Origin of the sequence: Corynebacterium suicordis DSM 45110, assembly GCF_015351405.1 — a bacterium.
In the GTDB taxonomy this organism is placed as follows: Bacteria; Actinomycetota; Actinomycetes; order Mycobacteriales; family Mycobacteriaceae; genus Corynebacterium; species Corynebacterium suicordis.
Genome location: NZ_JADKMY010000003.1, coordinates 77,220 through 97,523 on the forward strand (window position 1 = coordinate 77,220; position 20,304 = coordinate 97,523).

Annotated in this window: 19 protein-coding genes; 3 read left to right on the top strand and 16 right to left on the bottom strand. The window is 60.7% G+C overall.

Features of this window, described 5'->3' with window-relative positions; genetic code table 11:
* Window positions 1-312: 312 nt before the first annotated feature.
* Window positions 313-2,085 (top strand): AMP-binding protein, encoded by a 1,773-nt coding sequence (locus tag IRY30_RS08805; RefSeq protein WP_194557058.1) that lies wholly within the window; start codon window positions 313-315, stop codon window positions 2,083-2,085.
* A 48-nt stretch (window positions 2,086-2,133) separates the two neighbouring features.
* On the opposite strand, the gene IRY30_RS08810 is transcribed toward IRY30_RS08805, so the two are convergent.
* From IRY30_RS08810 to IRY30_RS08850, 9 genes are all read right to left on the bottom strand, one after another.
* Window positions 2,134-3,579 carry an alanine racemase gene (locus tag IRY30_RS08810; protein ID WP_194557059.1) on the bottom strand — a complete coding sequence of 482 codons (1,446 nt, stop codon included), beginning with the start codon at window positions 3,577-3,579 and terminating at the stop codon, window positions 2,134-2,136.
* A 34-nt stretch (window positions 3,580-3,613) separates the two neighbouring features.
* The gene (locus tag IRY30_RS08815; protein WP_194557060.1) at window positions 3,614-5,104 is read right to left on the bottom strand and encodes an FAD/NAD(P)-binding protein; all 1,491 of its coding nucleotides are present in this window, start codon (window positions 5,102-5,104) and stop codon (window positions 3,614-3,616) included.
* Window positions 5,092-6,126 (bottom strand): pyridoxal-phosphate dependent enzyme, encoded by a 1,035-nt coding sequence (locus tag IRY30_RS08820; RefSeq protein WP_194557061.1) that lies wholly within the window; start codon window positions 6,124-6,126, stop codon window positions 5,092-5,094. Before IRY30_RS08820 ends, IRY30_RS08815 begins: the two co-directional genes overlap by 13 nt.
* 181 nt (window positions 6,127-6,307) lie before the next feature.
* Entirely contained in the window at window positions 6,308-7,519 is a 1,212-nt protein-coding gene (locus tag IRY30_RS08825; RefSeq protein WP_194557062.1) for an acyl-CoA dehydrogenase family protein, read from the bottom strand.
* Between the two features lie 51 nt (window positions 7,520-7,570).
* Complete coding sequence (locus IRY30_RS08830) at window positions 7,571-8,989, bottom strand: acyl-CoA dehydrogenase family protein (protein WP_194557063.1); 1,419 nt, start codon at window positions 8,987-8,989, stop codon at window positions 7,571-7,573.
* Window positions 8,990-9,309: 320 nt separating this feature from the next.
* Window positions 9,310-10,923, bottom strand: a complete 1,614-nt coding sequence (gene lysS / locus IRY30_RS08835; RefSeq protein ID WP_194557064.1) for a lysine--tRNA ligase — start codon at window positions 10,921-10,923, stop codon at window positions 9,310-9,312.
* A 57-nt stretch (window positions 10,924-10,980) separates the two neighbouring features.
* On the bottom strand, window positions 10,981-11,403 hold the full coding sequence (gene panD, locus IRY30_RS08840) for an aspartate 1-decarboxylase (protein WP_194557065.1): 423 nt from the start codon (window positions 11,401-11,403) through the stop codon (window positions 10,981-10,983).
* A 102-nt stretch (window positions 11,404-11,505) separates the two neighbouring features.
* The gene (locus IRY30_RS08845) at window positions 11,506-12,711 is read right to left on the bottom strand and encodes a globin domain-containing protein (protein WP_194557066.1); all 1,206 of its coding nucleotides are present in this window, start codon (window positions 12,709-12,711) and stop codon (window positions 11,506-11,508) included.
* Between the two features lie 63 nt (window positions 12,712-12,774).
* Window positions 12,775-13,254 carry an RrF2 family transcriptional regulator gene (locus tag IRY30_RS08850; protein WP_194557067.1) on the bottom strand — a complete coding sequence of 160 codons (480 nt, stop codon included), beginning with the start codon at window positions 13,252-13,254 and terminating at the stop codon, window positions 12,775-12,777.
* A gap of 362 nt (window positions 13,255-13,616) precedes the next feature.
* Here IRY30_RS08850 and IRY30_RS08855 point away from each other — a divergent pair, with 362 nt between their 5' ends.
* Both IRY30_RS08855 and IRY30_RS08860 read left to right on the top strand, forming a co-directional pair.
* The gene (locus tag IRY30_RS08855) at window positions 13,617-13,844 is read left to right on the top strand and encodes a hypothetical protein (protein ID WP_194557068.1); all 228 of its coding nucleotides are present in this window, start codon (window positions 13,617-13,619) and stop codon (window positions 13,842-13,844) included.
* Between the two features lie 150 nt (window positions 13,845-13,994).
* Entirely contained in the window at window positions 13,995-14,711 is a 717-nt protein-coding gene (locus tag IRY30_RS08860; RefSeq protein WP_194557069.1) for a hypothetical protein, read from the top strand.
* A gap of 25 nt (window positions 14,712-14,736) precedes the next feature.
* On the opposite strand, the gene panC is transcribed toward IRY30_RS08860, so the two are convergent.
* From panC to folP, 7 genes are all read right to left on the bottom strand, one after another.
* Entirely contained in the window at window positions 14,737-15,666 is a 930-nt protein-coding gene (gene panC, locus IRY30_RS08865) for a pantoate--beta-alanine ligase (RefSeq protein ID WP_194557070.1), read from the bottom strand.
* Window positions 15,667-15,671: 5 nt separating this feature from the next.
* Entirely contained in the window at window positions 15,672-16,571 is a 900-nt protein-coding gene (locus IRY30_RS08870; RefSeq protein ID WP_309824377.1) for a Rossmann-like and DUF2520 domain-containing protein, read from the bottom strand.
* Between the two features lie 24 nt (window positions 16,572-16,595).
* Window positions 16,596-17,687, bottom strand: coding sequence for a DUF6779 domain-containing protein (locus IRY30_RS08875; protein ID WP_194557072.1), 1,092 nt, complete (start codon window positions 17,685-17,687; stop codon window positions 16,596-16,598).
* Between the two features lie 65 nt (window positions 17,688-17,752).
* On the bottom strand, window positions 17,753-18,238 hold the full coding sequence (locus IRY30_RS08880) for a DUF3180 domain-containing protein (RefSeq protein ID WP_194557073.1): 486 nt from the start codon (window positions 18,236-18,238) through the stop codon (window positions 17,753-17,755).
* A gap of 22 nt (window positions 18,239-18,260) precedes the next feature.
* On the bottom strand, window positions 18,261-18,845 hold the full coding sequence (gene folK, locus IRY30_RS08885; protein ID WP_194557074.1) for a 2-amino-4-hydroxy-6-hydroxymethyldihydropteridine diphosphokinase: 585 nt from the start codon (window positions 18,843-18,845) through the stop codon (window positions 18,261-18,263).
* A 6-nt stretch (window positions 18,846-18,851) separates the two neighbouring features.
* Window positions 18,852-19,220, bottom strand: coding sequence for a dihydroneopterin aldolase (gene folB / locus IRY30_RS08890; RefSeq protein ID WP_194557075.1), 369 nt, complete (start codon window positions 19,218-19,220; stop codon window positions 18,852-18,854).
* Between the two features lie 37 nt (window positions 19,221-19,257).
* Window positions 19,258-20,136 (bottom strand): dihydropteroate synthase, encoded by an 879-nt coding sequence (gene folP / locus IRY30_RS08895; RefSeq protein WP_228503424.1) that lies wholly within the window; start codon window positions 20,134-20,136, stop codon window positions 19,258-19,260.
* Window positions 20,137-20,304: the final 168 nt, after the last annotated feature.

The following is a 20,304-nucleotide window of genomic DNA, read 5'->3' on the forward strand; positions in this document are numbered from 1 at the left end:
TCCTGCGTTGCGGGTGTGGATTTCCACCATAGTGCGATGCTCACGGCACTCCTAAGCAGTTGGCACCACTTGCCCCTCGGCACCCGCGCGGAACCACCCAACCTTCGCCTCTCCGATCGACTAAAACCGAGGTCAAGCGCATTTTTGTAACTTGTAAAGTGTGCTGTACGCCTTCAGCGAACAGGGCACTTTCGCGTGCTTTCTGAGCGGTTTTCTGTCGAATTGTCCGGTGCTGTTCTATCCTTTTATATACAACACTAAATATAGGTAATTCCCCCTTTTTCCCCCGCATTTCAGAGGATGTTTCAATTTATGAGCAGTGCGTCTCCACAGCCCCGTCCCTCAGCCGTCAAAATTGCCAATAACTCCGCCTCCATGGCGGGAAATCTGGCCAAGGGGTTGGTACCACTGTTCCGCTCAGGGGTGCTCGGCGTGATCAATCCTTTGGCGCTGCCGAAGGTCGGACAGGGAATCGCTCAGTGGCGCTTCCTGCCCACCGGCTTGCTGGCCATCGCCGCGGCCCGAGATCCCAAGCACACCGCGATCATCGATGATGCCGGTGAAATGACGTATGCCGAGCTCAATGATCAGGTCAACACCCTGGCCGCAGCCCTCTTCCGCGCCGGAGTGCGCGAGCGCATGAAGCTCGGAGTGCTGTGCCGCAACCACCGCGGATTCATCATGGCTCTGTGTGCCCACGGTCGCTTGGGTACTGACATCGTGCTGCTGAACACCGGCGCTTCCGCCGAGCAGACCCGCGCGGTGATCAACGAGCAGCAGCTGGACATGCTGTTCATCGACGAAGAATTCATCCCCCTGCTGCCTCGCGATTTCAACCAGTGCCCAGTCATCGTGGCCTGGGAGTTCGGCGATACGCAGGGCACCACGCCAGAGCAGGAGGCAAACGCCAAGTGGGCGTCGAACATCCAAGACGCACTCGATGACGATGACCACGCCCAACGCTCCGAGGACTGGGATTCCCTGCGCGACATCCTGCGCACCACGCCGACCAAGCAGACTTTCCCGCGTTTCCCTCGTCAGGGCCGCACCATCATCCTGACCTCGGGCACCACCGGCACGCCGAAGGGCGCCAAGCGACCAGAGCCGAAGACCTACCTGCCGGCCTCCAGCATCATGAGCCGGATCCCGCTGCGCCACCACACGGGGATGTTCATCGTGGCACCGATGTTCCACACCTGGGGCTTTGCACAGATCCAGCTGGCCATGGCCCTGCGCAACACCATGATCATGCAGCGCAAGTTCGTGCCTGAAGCCACTGTGGCAGCGATCAAAAAGCACCAGCCGTATGCCATCGCCATCGTGCCGACCATGCTCAACCGGGTCCTCGATGAGACTCCGGAGGGCTTCCGCAGCGACGTGAAGGTCATCGCCACTTCCGGCGAGGCACTGCCACCCAAGGTGTTGGAGCGCACCTTCAACAAGTTCGGCGATGTGCTCTACAACCTCTACGGATCCACCGAGGTCAGCTGGGCATCCATCGCCCAGCCAGCGGAGATGCGCAAGCATCCACGCACCGCCGGCAAGCCACCTCTGGCCACCACGTTGAAGATCATTGGCGACGACGGCAAGGTGCTGCCCGAAGATGAGATCGGTCGGATCTTCGTGAAGAATGACATGCTCTTCGAGGGCTACACTCGCCCCGGCACGGACAAGGACATCGTGGATGACATGGTGGCCACGGGCGACCTGGGCTACTACAAGGACGGCCTGCTGTTCATCGCGGGGCGCAGCGATGACATGATCGTTTCCAGTGGTGAGAACGTGTACCCGCAGGAAACGGAAGACGTGATCAACACCTTCGAAGAGGTCAGCGAATCCGCCGTGCGCGGTGTGGAGGATGACAAGTTCGGCCAGGTGCTGTGCGCCTGGGTGGTGCTCAAGGACAAGACGGCTGATGATCTCAGCGATTCCGAGAAGGACGAGTTCATCCAGCGCGCAACCGCGGCCTCCAAGAAGAAGCTGGCCCGCCACAACGTGCCGCGTCACTTCATTTTCTTGGACAAGCTCCCCCGCAATGCGGTGGGCAAGGTGGTTCCCCGCGAGCTGCCGCAGCCAGGGGAATAACCTGCCCTAGCTGGGCACTAGCTGGGTGCTCGCTCGCGCTAGTTTGCCCTAGCTATCGATGAGATCCTCCTGGAAGTGCAGCTCCCCGGAATCCTGCGCGGTGCACACGATATTGCGCGCCAGCGGGATCTGGTGAGAAGCGCTCTCCAGGATGTGCATGAAATAACCCGCGGTATTCGGGATGGCGATGCAATCCCCGACTGCCACTCCCTCCGGGAATGTCATCCGCCGCCAAATGATCACCTCATCCTCGATGCAATACGCACCCACCAGGTAGGCCTGCAGCCCGCGGGTTTTCTCGCGCTGTTGCGCGGCCTGATTATCCTGCCCGGCGGACGATTCAGATGCGCTAGGCACCAGCAGTGGATCCAGCAAAATATCATCTGACGTGGTTTTACACTGCGTGCGGTTCATCTCCAGCCCCACCAGATCCACCCCATCGCTGCGCTTCTTCACGAACGCCACCCGCGCCAGGATCACCCCGCCGCCATCCAAGATGCTGCGCCCGGGCTCCAGGTGCAGGGCCAGACCCCGATCACGTAGCGCCTCAGCAGTGGTGCCGTATCCGGGAATCTCCCCTTGCAGCACCTGCTCCAGCCACACCCCCCGCGTGGGCGATTGGTGGAAGGGATAAGTGTTGCTCAGCGGGTGATTCTTCCAGGAATGCAGCGTGCTTTCCTCGCCCTGCGCACGCCGTTCGCGCTGCTCAGTGAACTCTTTCCATTCCTGAGCATCATCCAGATAGCTCATCGGCACTCCCCCACCCAGATCCACGAAGCGCGGGGTATGCCCCGCCTCTCGCAGCGCGTCCACCACCTGCAGGCAATCCGTCAGCACCGCCCGCCGATCAGCCTCCGCGTAGCCATGCAGGTGGGCATGCACTCCCACCACGTCCAGGTGCTCGTTCTGTTTTCCGACGCCACCCCTGACCCACTCACCTGCCACTTCACCGAAGCGAGTGGGTGGCAAACGCTCTGGATCCGGGGCAATACGCGGCGCCACGTGCGCCTGCACCGTGTGCGTTGCATCGCTCAGATACTCCGCAGCCTTGGCGATCCGCTGCAACTCCCCCAAGGAATCCACGGAGATGGTGACTCCCTGCGCGATGGCGAATTCCAGCAAAGCATCCGGCTTCACCGCGGCACTGAGGATGATGCTTTCCGCAGGAACTCCCTGCTCCAGCACCTGGCGGAGCTCCCGCTCGCTGGCCACGTCAATGCCGTGTCCTGCATTCTTGGCAGCTTCCACGAACCCCAATGATTTGTTTGCCTTGCGGGCGAAGAACACTCGCACCTGCACCCCATTGCGCGCTCCGGCATCCACCAGTTCCTGGGCATTGCGGGGCAGCACGGCGGGATACACCACGTTGACGGGTGAGGCGTACGTGCGCAGCAGATCCTCGCACTGCACAGGGTCTGCCAACAAGGTGTCCATCCACGGCTCCAAGCGAGCGGTCAGGGACGGGGTTCCGTGCACGGGCAAAGGATGGGTCATGGTTGTTTCACTCTTTCGGGAGGTGTGGCGGTTTTTAAGTGTTAATGTGGTCTTGCTGATGCCGAGCAATGAAGTGTTCTGCCCAGTCCGGGATGGTGTGGTGCAGTGTTCTGCTGAGTGTATCCAGCCCCAGGACAGTGTCTTCCGTATCTCGCCCGATCACGCTCAAGCCAGGGGTTCCGGGAACGGCGCCGTCTTTCTCCACAGCTAGTCCGCGGCCGGTGCCGTCCGCACCGCGCCTGATCTGCGCATAACCCTGCTGGACCAGCTGATCCACCACCGTCCCAGGTACCACTCCCGGTGGTGCAATGGTGGCATCCACCACACCGATGACCTCTGCGGATTCGGGCTCTAGCCAATCATTGATGCGACCCGGTTTCCCCAGCCCATCAACGCGGAGCAAACCGGCCTGAGCCACGGCCAGGATCACGCCTGATGTCTCCGCTGGTGGTCCAAACGCCACGCGCTCCATGGTGTGGGACAAACGGGAAAACCCAGGCAGATCATCGCGCCCGGAGAAGCTGGCACGTTCCACGATCCAGGGGTAAAGCCTGCGCCACGCTTCGCCGATCCCCCAGGGTGCCCCGGGCGGCTGCTTGCCGATGGCCACGTCATAGCTTCGGCGCAGATCAGCCAGGGGATCCTCCATGCGGTTCTCGCCCCGAATTTCCGCCTGCAAATCCGCCGCCGGCACGCTCGCTCCCGCCGTACGCAGCAGGTCCCGCGCTGCCTCTACCAACACATTCTCCAGCTCGGACACGCTCTGGCATGCAAGAATGGCGCGCCCATAATCCTCCTCTGGCAACTGCACCCCATCCAAGGCCGAGCCAGGAACAGGCTTGACCTCCATGAACCGCCCAGAACGGTTAACCGGATGCAGCACCGGCTCCGCACCACTGGGTAGATACTCGGGAATATCCCCACCCCGCTGGACCGTTCCCCCGCGCCCCACGGTCAGTTCCAGCATCACGTCGATAAACGTCAGCGCGGTACCGCGCACGCCCACATGCGCCCCGACGGGGATCTGCGAGAGATCATCGATCACTCGCGGGCCACTCAGAGCTCCGGGCCAGGCTTGCGCATGCCCCGCGGTGACCAAGACCTCGTCATAAGTCTCCCGCGAATCCCCCGTGACCTGCCAGCGTCCAGAAACCAGGCGCACATCCTGCACACGCTCCTGCACGTGCCGCACTTTCATCGTCTCCGGTAAACGCTCCAGCAGCCACTCCCACCAGGCCTGCAGGAACCCTCCAACTTCAGCGCGGGGTGGAAAATCACCAGCCTCCGGATGACACTCGGCAAAGTTTCCCATGGCAGTGGAAATTCCCGAACCACGCAGGTTCATCAGCCAATAATCCGGCTGCTCCAGCCGGTAGACGCGCCCTGCCCCGCAATGAGGTTCGGGCTCCCACACATCAATCTCCACCTCAGCGTGCGCCTTGGCTAGTTCCTCCACTGCCCAGAGCGCGCGCGGCCCACCGCCGATAATGCCCAGCCTCACCGGCGCAGTTTTCACTTGCCCCATTCGCGCACCTCGCGCTCGCAATCCTCCGCGCTCATCCCGAAGGTATTCTCCACCCATTCATCGCTGTAGACGGTGTCCAGGTAGGCAGTTCCTGCGTCGTGCAAAATCACCACCACGGTGGCACCAGCGCCCAATTGCTGCTCCAGCTCCGCGGCATTCTCCTTCAGAGCTGCCATCACGGCTCCCCCGGAAGCCCCGGGAAGAATGGCTTCGGCACGAGTGAGCGCGCGCGCCCCGATCACCGCCTTCTGGTCGGCGACACGGATTACTCGGTCAGGGGTGGCGTCGGCCGAAAGATCAGGCACCGCACCCGCCCCATAGCCGGGAAGCAAACGCTGCCCGCGCTGCCCGCCGAACAACACGGATCCCAGAGAATCCACGCCGATCACCAGGGTTTTTGCCTCTTCTCGACGCACACACCTCAAACATCCGCCAATCGTTCCCGTGGTGCTCATCGCCACCAGGAGAGCGTCCGGGGCGTGACCCAATTGTTGGATGATCTCGCTCATGGTTCCCTGGTCATGTGCCAAGAACGCCGCGCGGTTGCTGTACTGATCCAGGTTGATCGCGCCCTCGTCAGAGCTAATCAGCTCCGCGACCCGACGCTGCCGAGCGACCAGCCAGTCACCCGTCTCTGGATCCGGCTGTTCCACGTAATCAATGGTGGCGCCGAGGGCGCGCATGGTGGCCAAGGTGGTGTGGTTGGTCCGGGGGTCCACCACGCAGGTAAACCGCCACCCTCGGGTCACGGCCTGCCGGGCTAGGGCCACACCGAGGTTTCCAGAGCTGGATTCCACCAGGTGCACCGGACCTTCGGAGGGGATCTTCCCTTCCACAAGCGCCTGTTCAATCAGCGCGTTGGCGGTGCGATCCTTCGCCGAGCCTCCAGGGTTGAACTGTTCGAGTTTGGCCAGGATGCGCAGGTTAGTTTTCGGCAGTAGATGATGCAGTTCCACGAGCGGCGTGTGGCCGGTGAGCTCCAAGAAGCTGGAGGTGGTGGAGAAACCATTACGAGCGAGCATGTTGAACCACCATAGTCCGATATTTTGCAGGAGGCATGAAACCCCATTTCAGGTCCCGGGTGCGACCTGAGGGGAGAAACAGCGAAGCCGCCCGGGGAGTTTTCCTAGGCGGCTTGTAGCTGGTGAAACGGGTGAAACTATGAAGCTAAATCAAAACTGGCGCAACTTTGCGCAGCTGGGATTACTTCAGCTGTGCAGAAGACAGGCCCAGCACGCGGCGAGCCACGATGAGCTGCTGGATCTGCTGGGTGCCTTCGAAGATGTCCAGGATCTTGGAGTCGCGTGCCCACTTTTCCAGCAGGTCGCGCTCGGAGTAGCCGTAAGCACCGGCCAGCTCCACGGCGCGCAGGGTCAGGTCGGTAGCCATGCGGCCGGCCTTTGCCTTGCACTCGGAAGCTTCCTTGGAGTTTGGCTGCTTGTTATCGGCCATCCACGCTGCGCGGAGGGTCATCAGGTAAGCAGCTTCCCAATCGGACTCCAGGCGGATGTACTCGGCAGCAGCTGCGGACTGGGTCCATGCAGCGCCGTCGTAGTCGATCTCGATGCCGGCGTCGGTCAGGATTTCGCGGAGCTTCTCCAGGGAGGCACGAGCCACACCAACGGCCATGGCAGCAACCATGGGGCGGGTGTTGTCGAAGGTGGCCATCACGCCACCGAAGCCCTTCTTGGTGTCTACCTCTGGGGAGCCCAACAGGTTCTCCTTCGGGATACGCGCGTTATCCAGGATGAAGTGCGCGGTATCGGAGGAGCGGATGCCCAGCTTGTGCTCCAGGCGAACCAGTTCGAAGCCTGGGGTGTCGCGAGGAACCACGAAGGACTTGATGGCTGCGCGGCCTGCGGACTTGTCCACGGAAGCCCAGACCACAACGTGGGTGCAGCGCTCACCGGCGGTGACGAAAATCTTCTCGCCGTTGAGCACGTACTCATCGCCATCCAGCTTTGCGGTGGCGGCCACGGCTGCGGAGTCAGAACCGAACTGTGGCTCGGTGATGGCCATTGCTGCCCAGATCTTGCCGAAACGCTCGAGCTGCTCGTCGTTTGCCACTGCGGCTACGGCTGCGTTGCCCAGACCCTGGTAAGGGATGGACAGGGTAAGTCCCACGTCGCCCCAGCAGGTTTCGATGACGTTGAGCACGGAGGCCATGTTGCCACCGTTCTTCACGCCTTCTTGTGGCTTCTTCTTGGCATCGGCGCGTCCACCGGAAGCACCGGCCATGGACTGGCCTGCATCTGCCATTCCCTCAACGAGGGAGGCCATGGTGTCCAGCTCTACGGGACGCTCGTGCTCGCCGAGGTCGTACTTGCGGGATATAGGGCGGAAGATTTCTGCGGCTGCCTGGTGAGCTTGGTTAACTCCCGCTTTCAGACGCTTGGGAAGTTCCAGATTAATCATGAATGTTTCCTCTTAACGGATCGTCTTAGTGAATTGACTTGAGTTAGCGGGTTAGAGAACCACAACGCCCTCTGCGATGCCAACGGCTCGCAGATCGCGGTACCAGCGCTCGACAGGGTGTTCCTTGGTGTAGCCGTGGCCACCGAGCAGCTGCACACCGTCCAGGCCGAAGATCATGCCCTTATCGGATGCGTAGCGGCGTGCCAGTCCAGCCTCGCGGTGGAAGGACAGGCCCTGATCCAGGCGGGAAACGCCGCGCAGAACCAGCAGGCGCAGGCCGTCTAGCTCGATGCGGATGTTTGCCACCATGAAGGCCACTGCCTGGCGGTGGGAGATTGGCTCGCCGAAAGCTTCGCGCTCGTTGACGTAGCTCTTGGTGTATTCCAGCACGGCCTCGCCGGTGCCCATGGCCAGTGCGGCCCAGCCCAGGCGAGCGCGGCGGATGATCTCTGCGTACTCATCGGCACGCTCGGTCTCACCCAGGTCAGCGCCACCCAGCAGGTTGGCAGCGGGGATGCGCACGTCCTTGAGCAGCAGGCGGCCCAAGGCAGCGCCACGCAGGCCCATGGAAGGATCGGCTTCCACAACCACGCCGTCGGTGTCAGATTCCACGATGGCGAAGGTGTTCACACCGTCCAGCTCCACTGCTACAACGAACAGCTCGGCTTCTCCAGCGTTTGGCACCATGGTCTTCACACCGTTGATCACGATGGAATCGCCATCGCGCTTCGCGGAGGTCTGCAGGACGAATGGGTCGAACAGTGGGCGGGACTCGGACACCACAACAGCTGCTGCGGGAACGGTCTCACCGGCGAAGGATGGCAGGTAGGTCTTCTGCTGTGCATCGTCACCGTAGTTGGTGATGACGTTGGCAACACCGGCTGGAGCCAGGATTGCCACGGCCAGGCCCATGTCGCCGTAAGCCAGAGCCTCGGCGATCAGTGCGCCGGTGGTGGCACCGGAGGCGGTAGCGATGCCTTCGTACTCTTCAGGAAGGTTAACCAGGGTCACACCCAGCTCAGCTGCGGTGTCCATGAGGCCCTCAGCTGGCTTGGCAGCCTCGTTGCACTCGGAAGCCACTGGGCGCAGGCGCTCTTCAGCGAACTCGCGCACGGCCTGGACGATCATTTCCTGATCCTCAGTTGGGGTCAGGTCAAATGGTGCCTTGCCTGGCTGAGGTGCATCAGTTGGGGTTGGCTCGTTGTTCTCGTCCGTGGTCTGCGCTGGCAGACGAACGGGCTTACCGGAGCCGGTGATCTTCTTAAACTGACGGTTTGCGGCACCCAGGGTGCGCATTCCGGTCCTCGTGGATTCGTACGCCACGCGATCAACCTTGGGTCCCAAGCCGTACTTGTCAGCGAGGTCAGATCCGGTAAAGCGAGTGAGGTAACGCATTGCGGTTCCGATTGCATCCCGCTTGATGTTATTCAGGCCGGGAGTCGAATCGTTCCGTCGATTACGGTCGCTCATGCTGTGCGGCCACCTTTCAATGGTTCTTCTCTTTATGTTTTCTTCAGAGCTATCTGCCATCCGCGCAGATTCTTGTTTGTGGAGTCTTGCTCAGGCTCACTCACAAAACTGGAACTGCGCGAATACATATGTATCAAGCATAAACTAGGCGAGGACATCAGATAAGCACTTCCCCATTCTTGTTTTCCTGTGACAAAGCAAATCCCCCCGCTGAGCAGAGTCTTTGCTCAAAACGGGGGTTAGCACCGGGGTGCTGCACGCGAGAAGCACGTAACGTTCTCCAGCGTGATTAGCGCCACACGGCGCGGGTCAGTGTGTTGTTAACTTTCCCGCTCTGGACGCACCATCGGGAACAAAATTGTCTCGCGGATACCCAGGCCGGTGAGGGCCATGAGCAAACGATCCACGCCCATGCCCGTTCCGGAGGTTGGCGGCATGCCCTGTTCCATCGCGGCCAGGAAGTCCTCATCCAAAACCATGGCTTCATCATCGCCACCGGCTGCCAGACGCGCCTGATCCTCGAAACGCTCGCGCTGGATCACTGGGTCAATCAGCTCGGAGTATCCCGTGGAGAGCTCAAAGCCGCGCACGTACAGGTCCCACTTCTCGGTGACCCCGGCCTTGCTGCGGTGATCACGGGTCAGCGGAGAAGTCTCCACTGGGAAATCGCGCACGAAGATGGGGCCTTCCAGCTGATCTTCACACAGCAGCTCCCAGATCTCTTCCACCAGCTTGCCGTGGCCCCATCCACCCTTGGCAGGCACAGATAGGCCGATCACGTTGGCGATTTCCTTCAGTTCTTCCACGGTGGATTCCGTGGTCACTTCCGGCTGACCGGGGAACTTCTTCTGCAGCGCCTCGTTCAGCGATGGGTACATCTCGATGGACTTCCATTCGCCACCGAGGTCATACTCCGTGCCATCGGCCAGGGTCACCGTGGTGGAGCCGAAAACGTCCTTGGCCACGTATTGCACCAGATCCTGGTGCAGCTTCGCGCCGTCATCGTAGGTGCCGTAGGCCTGGTAGGTCTCCAGCATCGCGAACTCCGGGCTGTGGGAGGAATCCACGCCCTCGTTGCGGAAGTTGCGGTTGACCTCAAACACGCGATCAATGCCACCCACCACGCAACGCTTCAGGAAAAGCTCAGGAGCAATACGCAGGTAGAGGTCGATATCCAGCGCGTTGGAATGGGTCTCGAAAGGACGCGCCGCGGCGCCACCGTGCAGAGTCTGCAGCATCGGGGTTTCCACCTCCAGGAACCCGCGGGACTCCAGGAAGTTACGCAGGGAACGCATCACCTTGATGCGGGTCATCGCATTCTCGCGGGCCTGCTCGCGCATGATCAGGTCCGTGTAGCGGTGACGAACGCGCGTGTCTTCACTCATCTCCTTGTGCGCCACAGGCAGTGGGCGCAGGGACTTGGAGGTCATGAACCAGCGATTCGCCATCACGGAAAGCTCACCGCGCTTGGAGGAGATGACTCGGCCTTCCACGAAAACCATGTCTCCCATGTCCACATCGGCCTTCCACTCGGCCAGCGCGTCTTCACCAACAGCAGCCAGAGACAGCATGACCTGCAGCGACGTACCATCGCCTTCCTGCAGCGTGGCGAAAGCCAGCTTGCCGGTGTTGCGGATAAACATCACGCGACCGGCCACGCCCACCACGGTGTCGGTTTCTTCCCCTGGCGCCAGGGTAATTACGCCGTCTGTGTTTTCCGTGTCCTTATTTTCGACGCCAGCCTCAGCATCTTCCGGCTTCACCACCTGCCACCCAGCGCGAATCTCCGCGAGGGTGTGCGTGCGTGGTACTTCTACCGGATAGGCATCCCGCCCAGACTCGAGAATGCGCGCGCGCTTTTCTCGGCGGATGCGCAGCTGTTCTGGCAGGTCGTTTGCGGAATCCTTGCTGGGGGTATTTGATGCGTCAGTCACGGTTGTTAAGGATACTGCATGCCAAGACAGCCCCTGACCGTCGCGGGTGGCGGGAGTTTAGATCTCTGGGTCAGAGTGCCGCGGATTGAGTAACCCGGAGCCTTCCGGAGCGTGCGCTGGATCTTCGCCAGCTTCTACCTGCTTGTTGTTCTCATCCACGAAGATGACACTGGAGTGATAATCCTGCAGGTCTTCTGGGGTGAACTGGGCATAACCGATGATGATCACCAGGTCGCCCGGGCTGATCAGGCGCGCGGCGGCGCCATTGATGCCGATGACACCGGTTCCCCGCTCGCCGGTGATCACGTAGGTGGTCAGGCGATTGCCGTTGTTGACATCCACGATGTCTATCTGCTCCCCCTCGAGCAGATCCGCGGCCTCCATGAGGTCAGCATCAATGGTGCAGGAGCCCACATAGTGGAGATCCGCCTGGGTGACGGTGGCCCGGTGGATTTTGGATTTCAGCATGGTGCGCAACACGTCGCAATACCTTACTCCGTGGCTGTTCCCATGACCATTTGAGTCCGCCATCGCCCGGATTGGCGAAACCCACCGTCACCCAGCACTAGCGAAAATCTAGCGCTAGTTGATCAACCAATCGTTAGGGCTGAAGAGCTCGAAGTGGATGCTGGTAGGAACCAGATCCTGCTTGCCTGCCTCCAGCTGGTCACGAATGTCCTGCAGGAATCCGTTACCACCACAGAGGAACCACTGCGCACCCGCAGGGATCTTGCCGTCGTTCAGCAATTCGATCAGGGAAAGCTGCTCGTTATCCTGCCGGTAGGCAGCGATGTGCGTGGCGTTGCCATTCTCTGCCAGAGCGGAGACGAGAAGCTCGGTGGTTTCGTGCTGGGCGTATTCCTCAGGGGAGGCGTCGGCATGAAGAACCACCACGTCACGCGCAACCTGGTCCTTGGTTGCGGCCAGGTGAGAGAGCATGCCAGTCATTGGGGTGGAGCCGATGCCCTGGCTGACCAGGACGAGCGGTGCGGAGCTGTCGGTGAGGACCAGGTCGCCGGCAGGAAGGGTGGCGTCCACGGTATCGCCTGGGTTCACGGACTCCAGGAGGAAGTTGGAGACCTCGCCGTCCTGCTGCACGGCGATGGAGAAGGACTTCTCATCGGTGCTGATGAGGGAGTACTGGCGCAGCTGGCGGGCACCATCGGGAAGCTTGACGCCAATGGAGGTGTACTGGCCGGGGCGGGTGTCTGCGAAGCCCTCGGCGGCAAACGTGTACTGGGTGACCTTGGGGCTCAGCTGGGTGCGCTCGGTGAGCTCAGCCTTGACGAACACGTCACCGGGCTCCACACCGGCAGAAGCGTAGAGATCATTTTCGAAGTCAACCAGCACCTTGGCCATGAGCCAGTAGACCTCATCCCAAGCGCCTGCGACCTCTGGGGTGATGGCATCGCCGAGAACCTCGACGATGGCGGCGAAGAGGTTATCGTGCACAATCTGGTACTGATCAGCGGTGATACCCAGGGATACGTGCTTGTGGCCGATGCGGGAGAGCATCTCCACTGGATCCGGCGCGTTCTCATCAACGAGCATGGCAGCGAAGGTGGCGATGGATGCCGCCAGGGCCTTCTGCTGCTCGCCGGAGCGCTGGTTACCGCGGTTGAAGGTATCCGCGATGAGCTCTGGGTGGTTGGTGAACATCTTGTTGTAGAAGATCGGGGTGATGTTGTTAATGTTCGCGCCGATAACGGGCAGGGTCTGGCGGATGATTTCTGCGTTGGATTCGGAGAGTGCAGTGCGGCTGGTTTGCGGAGCTTGATCAATGAACATGTTCTTGTTCTTTCCGTGTTCAGCTCCCCTGGCGGGCTATTCGCGAAGTCTAGGAGTTCAACCCTAAGACGTTCGTACAATCGGCACGCCGAGAGGAGCAGAGGAACCGCGGGTTTCCTCAGTGCGAGTTTGGGCTGCTCGGGTTGCGCGAATCAGATCCTCGATGGTGTCACCATCCAATTCCACAAAGAAGGCTTCCTTGGCTTGTGCCAGGCGGTGACGCAGCGCGCATTGACGACTAGCCAACGGACACGGCTTACCACCTTCGCAATCCACCACTTCACCAGGGCCTTCTAGTTTCCTGAGGATCTGCCCCACGCTCGCCCCACGGGCGGTGTCCGGCAGATGCACTCCACCATTTCTTCCACGAATGGAAGTCACAAACCCCAGGTCAGCCAGCTTGGCAATCACGCGCGCCAAATGGTTCTCCGAAGCATTTGTGGCCTCTGCCAATTTGCCGATCGTGAGGCGCTCGCCTTCCGGCAAGTCCCCCAAGATCATCATGGACCGGAGTCCAAGATCAGCAAAGGTGGTCAAGTGCATGACTTCAGCCTATGTCCTTCCAGTTAAAGATGTAAGTCAGATACACCTTTTATTGAGGTGAGTTAGATCACCCAGAGAATGTGGTTGTGGCAACCCACGGTAGCATTCCAAAACCTTAGGTAAGAGCAGGTTCAGCGCCCTAATCCGCTCCAACGCATGAGCGAGATCTTCCCCTGCTCCACTGGCCCAGCCATGACGTAGGCAAACAGACAGCTGCCTTTGTGAGTACTGATCACACTGATCTGCTGGAACGTCTCCTACCCTCAACAATTCAGGCAAGATCCCTAGGCATGAAAGAGCCCCGGCTGCTTACTGAAGTAGAGGCAACGCGGGGCGTTCATCCACAGACTAGCATCTTCAATGTGGATGACCAAGGAGATCGTCTCAACCCAAACCAAGTATTGACTGCTTTTCCCTCACCTCGTCTAGACCCCTACCTGCTCGAAGCTAATGGAGACGAGGAATTAGCCCTTGAGCTTTACTCATGGAATGCTCGAATGGCAGGAGCTTCGCTCGAGCAACTTGCTCACCTGGAAGTACTTCTCCGCCATGCAATAGACAAACAATTTGCAAGATTCGTTCGCGAATAGGCGAACGGCATCCCATGGTTCCTTCTACCACCATTCATCTCCGCACAAGAAACTGAGATCGAGAAAGTTCGAATCAGGTTAAGGGCTCTACATCGCGAGACAAGGGATCAAATCGTCGCAGGACTAACCTTTGGTTTTTGGTCAGGATGGTTGGGAGCCAAGCACGAAGAACTGTGGCGTCAAACGCTGCATCATGCATTTCCACATGGATCTGGCTTGCGGAAAGACGTTTCAGTACTTGTTGAACAGATCAGAAAATTTCGCAATAGAGTTGCTCATCATGATTCTCTATTGCATGTTGATGTCGCCTTCGAAATGGACGCCGTTTTCCGGCTTGCTCATCTCATCAGCACAGACGCGGCAACCTGGATGCAATCCGTAGACAGAACACAACAAATCGGTTCGACTAAACCAATTTCAAACACGGACACCGTGGTAGTGCCTGCGGCTCAAGCTTGGGAATTCTACGAACAAGCTTTTGCTTACGTTTGCCAACCTGGGCGGTACTTCCAAGACGTCCAGCACATTGCTTTCTACGCTAATCAAGAAGTAAAACAGGATGTCCCCAAGATCAAATCGAGACATGACAATATCACTTGGAATCAGTCTGAAGCAGACCGCCTAAAAACAAGCACAGATCGCACAGAGAGGAAACTCGGTGCCGTCATGGAACAAGGATTACAAAACGGATTTAGACACGGCACATATCAAATATTTTTACTATCCAGACCCACTGATCCGGCCCATGTCAGACTTAAAGAGCCCTTGCAAAACTCCCGCGATGGTAAATCATCCGCCTACGTTCGTAAGCAGAGATACACCAGCATTCATCGACTCCGTCACGCGTCAACCGTTTGGGAACTTTGAGGTTTCCAAGCGATCCCGATCGCCCCTAGCCCTCGCCCTCAATATTCTTAAACCCAATCCCCAGCGGCAGGCTCACGTTATCAATCAACCGCGTTGAGCCCACGCGTGCCGCGACTAGCAGCCGTGCGTCACCCCTCTCCGGGGCTTCGCCTAGGTCAGCGCCACGCAGCTCTAGGTAGTCCACCTCAATCTCCGGCACCGCGTCGATGATCCCGCGTGCTGTCTCCAGCACCTTCTGCGCACCGTCCTCAGCCACAAACGCGCCAGCGGTCAGCGCTGCGGAAAGTGTCAGTGCCAGTTCCCGATCCTCCGCCGACAAGTACTGGTTCCGCGAGCTCAGCGCCAGGCCGTCCTGCTGTCGCACAATCGGCACACCATGCACGGTCACGCCCATGTTCAGGTCGTTCACCATTTGCTGAATCACCATGAGCTGCTGGTAATCCTTCTCTCCAAAGAAGGCGTGGTCGCAATGGGTGATCTGGAACAGCTTGTTCACTACGGTCAGCACACCAGCGAAATGCGTCGGGCGGAAAGCGCCTTCCAAAATGCGGCCGATTGGCCCCGGCTGCACGGTGGTCCGAGGGCCGTTGGGGTACATCTCCCGGGCGTTTGGTGCGAAGACCGCATCCACTCCTGCTGCTCGCAATTTCTGCACATCAGCTTCGAGCGTCCGCGGGTAAGCATCCAGGTCCTCACCCTCGGCGAACTGCAGCGGGTTCACAAAAATGCTCACCACCACGAGAGCCCGTGGCAGGCGCTGTGCGGCCTTGACCAGGGATAGGTGTCCCTCGTGCAGGGCACCCATTGTCGGCACGAGTGCCACGGGACGGCCCACCTTGCGCATGGCGCGGGTAAGCGTGCCGATCTCTTCGATGGTGTTGTAGATCGTGGCCTGGCCGGGCGTGAAAGAACCCTGCTGGGAGTTACCTGATTGCGTGGAAGGAGTGTTTTCCATGCAGGCTAGCGTAGTCGCTGATCCAATTCTCCCAGCATCCGCTCTACCTCAATGGCATGCAGCATCTGTGCTGTGCGCTCTGCCATGGAGATATAGGCGCCGGTGTAATTGGCCACGGGTGAAGCACTTTGCAGTTCTTCCAGGGCATCGATGTGTCGCCTCACGGCTTGGGCATCATCGCGGGCGACCGGCCCGGTGAGCCCCGTCATGCGTTGGCTCAGCGCTCGATCCACCGCCACGGGCACGATGCCCCGCAGCAACGTGGCGGACTCAGGAGTAGGTAGGGCGATGGCTTGGCCTGGTTCCGCGAGTGCCGCGTCCAGCATCTGCTGCGCGCTGGAGAGCAGCGTGACCACGTGATTGGCCGCGTGCGCGATGGCTGCATGGTACGCCGGGCGATTCTCCTCCGGCACGCGCACTGGCACGCCCTCCATGGAGCTGACCAGCAGTTCCGCAATGACCTCGCCGGTCTCCGAGTCCGCAGTGACGCCCCACGCGCAACCCTGCAGGTTCTCGTTATCCGCAGCCAGACCACTGAACGTCATCACCGGATGCAGCGCCAAGGGCACCGCCCCGGTATCCGTGATCGGCTGCAGAATCTCGCAGCCGTGCGCTCCGGACGTGTGGGCCACGATCTGCCCATCGCGGGTAATGCCCGCCACCTGCCGAATCACCTCGGCCAGCTGCGTATCCGGCACGGCGATAATCACCAGCGCAGCCTGCGCAGCCTCTTCCAATGACAGAATTCTGGTGCCCGGCAGGCGCTCCTGAACCCGCCTCTGCGAGCGATCACTACGTGCCACGATCCCATGAATCATATGACCGGCAGCAGCCAATCGCTCTGCCACAGCCGTCCCCACGGCCCCACCGCTGATGATTCCCACGGACAGCCGAGGTTTTTGCATATCTACCATCTGCTTGTTGAGCTGCTAGTCCTTCTTGAACTTGGCCATCAGCTCGGCCACGGTGAGCCCCCCAGACTCATCGGCGCGGCGTCGACCAGCATGCGATTCTTCCTGCGGCTCCACGTCCGGCTTACGCCTGCGCCCACCGGTGACTGGCTTGTCGTGCTTCGGCGCGGCAGCAACCGGCGCCTCTGGCTTGCGCGTGCGCTGTGGCTCTTCATCCATGGCGGTGGTGTCCACGACCAGCGGAAGCTGCGTGGTTTCCTTCGTATCCTGGCCATCCCAGCGCACGGCAGCGAAAGATCCCGTGGAGAAAGCTGGGGTTGGCTTCCGGTGTGCATTCGGGGTTTTCGACGCCACGCACTCGCCACTCTGGGTAGTCGGTTTGTTGGCTGCGAATCCATTGTTTGCGGGTTGCGCGTTGGTGGATTGGGCAGGTGCTGGCTTCGCTGCCGGCTGAGATGTCGCGGACTGCGAAGGCATGGACTGCGCGGAGCGAGCGGCGGCAGGCTGGCTCTGTGGCTGCTGCCATGCGCGCGGTGCCTCAGAGGCAGCGGAAGGAGAACCATTGGACAGCTCGCGCACGCGCTCGGAGCGAGCGTGCACGGAGGCCTGCTCGGTTTCATAATCCCGGCCGGTCATGGAGCTGAGCTGCTGGCGCATCACGGCCAGCTCGTGGCGCAACTGCTCCAGGTGGGCATCGCGCTGCTCACGCATTTGCTGCGCGTAGGAGGATTCCAGTTCTGCCTCGCGCTGGCGGTGTTCGGACTGCTCGCGGCGCAGCTCTGAATCATGGCTGCGCTCCAGCTGATCAATCCGCTGGCGTTCGGCGGACAGTGCGCTGGAGTAGCGGTTCACCAACACAGCTCCGAGGAATGCAGCCCACAGTGCGGCGATGACGGCAATCTTGAGCCACAGGTCAGAGTCCAAGAAAAGCATCAGCAGGCTGGCCACCAAGGCAAGGGCGATGAGTGCAGCCATGAGCAGCTTGGACAGCCCGCCACCTGCATCTGCGCTCTCGCTGCGGCTCTGCGGCAAGCGGGTGCCACCTTCGTGCCTACCGTGCCCATCGGACGCGGTCTGAAGATCATGCTGAGGTTGAGGCTGGAAACTCATGGGCTCAGCATACCTGCCCACTACCTGTGGAAGGCTCCGGAACGCCCGTCTTCCGGGATTTAGATTTACTCGGTACTCATCGCTGCGTTGAGAGAATCCGCCGGAGGAGCCTGGCATCCGCGCTCCAGCCAACTCCCCGCAATGGCGGCTGCGGCCCCTCCCACTACTCCGGCCAGGGCTCCCGGCACATCGTTAGCGGCCGCCTGCAGCTCGCCCGCGTTCAACAGCACGTGGATGGAAATTCCCGCATATGCGCCACTCAGCACGGCGCCGATCCACGCCACGGACTGACCAAACAGCATCCATTGCGCAGCGGTCACCGGGCTCAACTGGGAACGGTCATGCCCGATCTCCCCGTCCGCAATACGCTTGCGCACAATCCGCCCCAGCACCACGCACGCAATGGCCAGCACAAACAGGAAAACACTGGCCACCAGGTTGATCGGCGGGAAATTGCGATAAAACGCCCACGTGGTCATCCATCCGATCGCCAAGGCAATCCCCGCTGCCAAGAGCAGCGAGCTGGGTGGGGTGGGTCGCATCTCGTTCATGATCTCAGCCTAACGGAGGACACTAACCGCGCCCGTTCCATTGGGCAGCTTCCCCGGCGCTCACCGGTTGCACCCCGGCCACTTCCTCAGGCGCGCTCTTGGCCAGCTCCCCCAGCCAATGATCCACGCTGTTTCCGTTGATCAGCACGCCCTCGGCTCGCGCGAGCGAGAGATCCGCCCACGGCACCAGCACAAACCCGCGCTGATGAGCGTAGGGGTGCGGCACCGTCAGCTCTTTACCCCACTGCCCGTCTGAGGTGATGGGGTGATAGGTGGCGTCGGAAAGAAAAGAAAAGAGAGCCAGCACATCCAGGTCCAATGTCCGCGGGCCCCAACGGACCTCGCGGGTGCGGTGGGCGGAGTGCTCGATTGTCTGGCAGGCGTGGAGGAAATCCAGCGGTGCGAGCTCGGTGTCCACGGCGATGACGGCGTTGCGGAAGTCGTCCTGTTCCAGCACACCCCACGGCGGGGTGGCGAAAATGCGGGAGCGTTCCACGATACGCCCCGCACCCGTGCGTTCGATCTCTTCAGCGGCATAAACCAGCTGGTCGGTGACGCTTTGTGCGTCGCCCGCCATGTTGCTGCCCAGCCCGATAAACGCCAGCATGCGCGCCTACCTGCTCTTGTGTGAACGCCGCGCCACCACGCGCACATCGGCGAAGGGGAATTCGATCGGCGCGTGCGGCTTGTGCACAGTGATTTCGGTGGCCATTGCACCAGGGAGCTGGATCACACGATCGGCGATCTGCGCAGCCAGAGTCTCAATGAGATCATGCCCCGGACCCTGCACCAGCTCCACCGCGATGTTGGCCAGATCCACGTAGGAAATGGTGTCCGTGATGGCATCGGTGCTGGCTGCGTGGGCGAAATCTGTCCACACCACCATGTCCACCAGGAACTTCTGGCCGGCTTTCTTCTCGTGCTCAAACACGCCGTGGTAGCCGTAAGCTTCCAAGCCGATGAGCTCAATGCGGTCAGCCATGAAGGTCTCCTCAAGGTGGTGGGGGTACGGGCGAAACTTACTGTGTGTGGAGCCGGTTTCGCCAATCCTCAGCAATGTGTTCCCCTGTTCCCGACGCCACCGCGTACGCCACATCAACCGCTGCCCGGGAGGCTGCGACATCATGGACGCGCACTGCCCACGCACCAGCCTGGGCGCTCAGGGCGGACAGTGCTGCGGTGGCTTCATCGGCTTCGCGCGGGGAGGATGGCTGGCCATCTTCACGAGGGTGCAGGGCCGCGAGGAAGCGCTTGCGGGAAGCGCCGATGAGCACGGGAAATCCCATGCCTGTGAACTGCTTGGTGGCACCCAGCAGGGTCCAATTCTCCTCGGGAGTTTTGGCAAACCCGATGCCCGGATCCAGGATCAGGTTTTCCGGCGCGATCCCGGCCGCCAGGGCTTCATCTGCGCGATCTTGCAGCCATTCCTGCACGTGGGCGACTACATCATCCCCATGGTCTGCGGCTCCCTGGGCACCGGTGAATTCCGGGGTTCCCTCGGGGGTTTTCCAGTGCATGAGACACAGCAATGCTCCAGTTTGTGCCGCGACTTCCAGCATCTCCTCATCGGCCAGCCCACCGGAGACATCATTGATGATGTGCGCCCCGGCCTCAACCGCGGCCCGCGCGGTACTGGCCCGCATGGTGTCCACGCTGAGCAGGATGTTATTTCCACTGACTGCCGGGTGGTCTCGGAGCTCTGCGATCACGGAGACCACGCGCTGCTCTTCTTGCCGGGCCTGAATGCGGGTGGCCCCCGGGCGGGTGGATTCTCCACCGATATCGATGATATCCGCGCCCTGCTCAATCATCCGCAGGGCATTCTTCACGGCCGTCTCGGTATCCGGGTTGGATCCACCGTCAGAGAAGGAATCTTCCGTGACGTTCAGAATGCCCATCACCAAAGTTCTGCGGGGTACACCCGGCAGCGTTGCTCCGCCAGTGGCAGCCCCGGCCCCGGTACCTGCTCCCGTGCCTGCAACAGCATCTGCAACAGCGTCTACTCCGGACACAGCACCGGCACCAGCTCCCAATCCAGCGTCAGAACCGCTAGCCATCAACGGGTT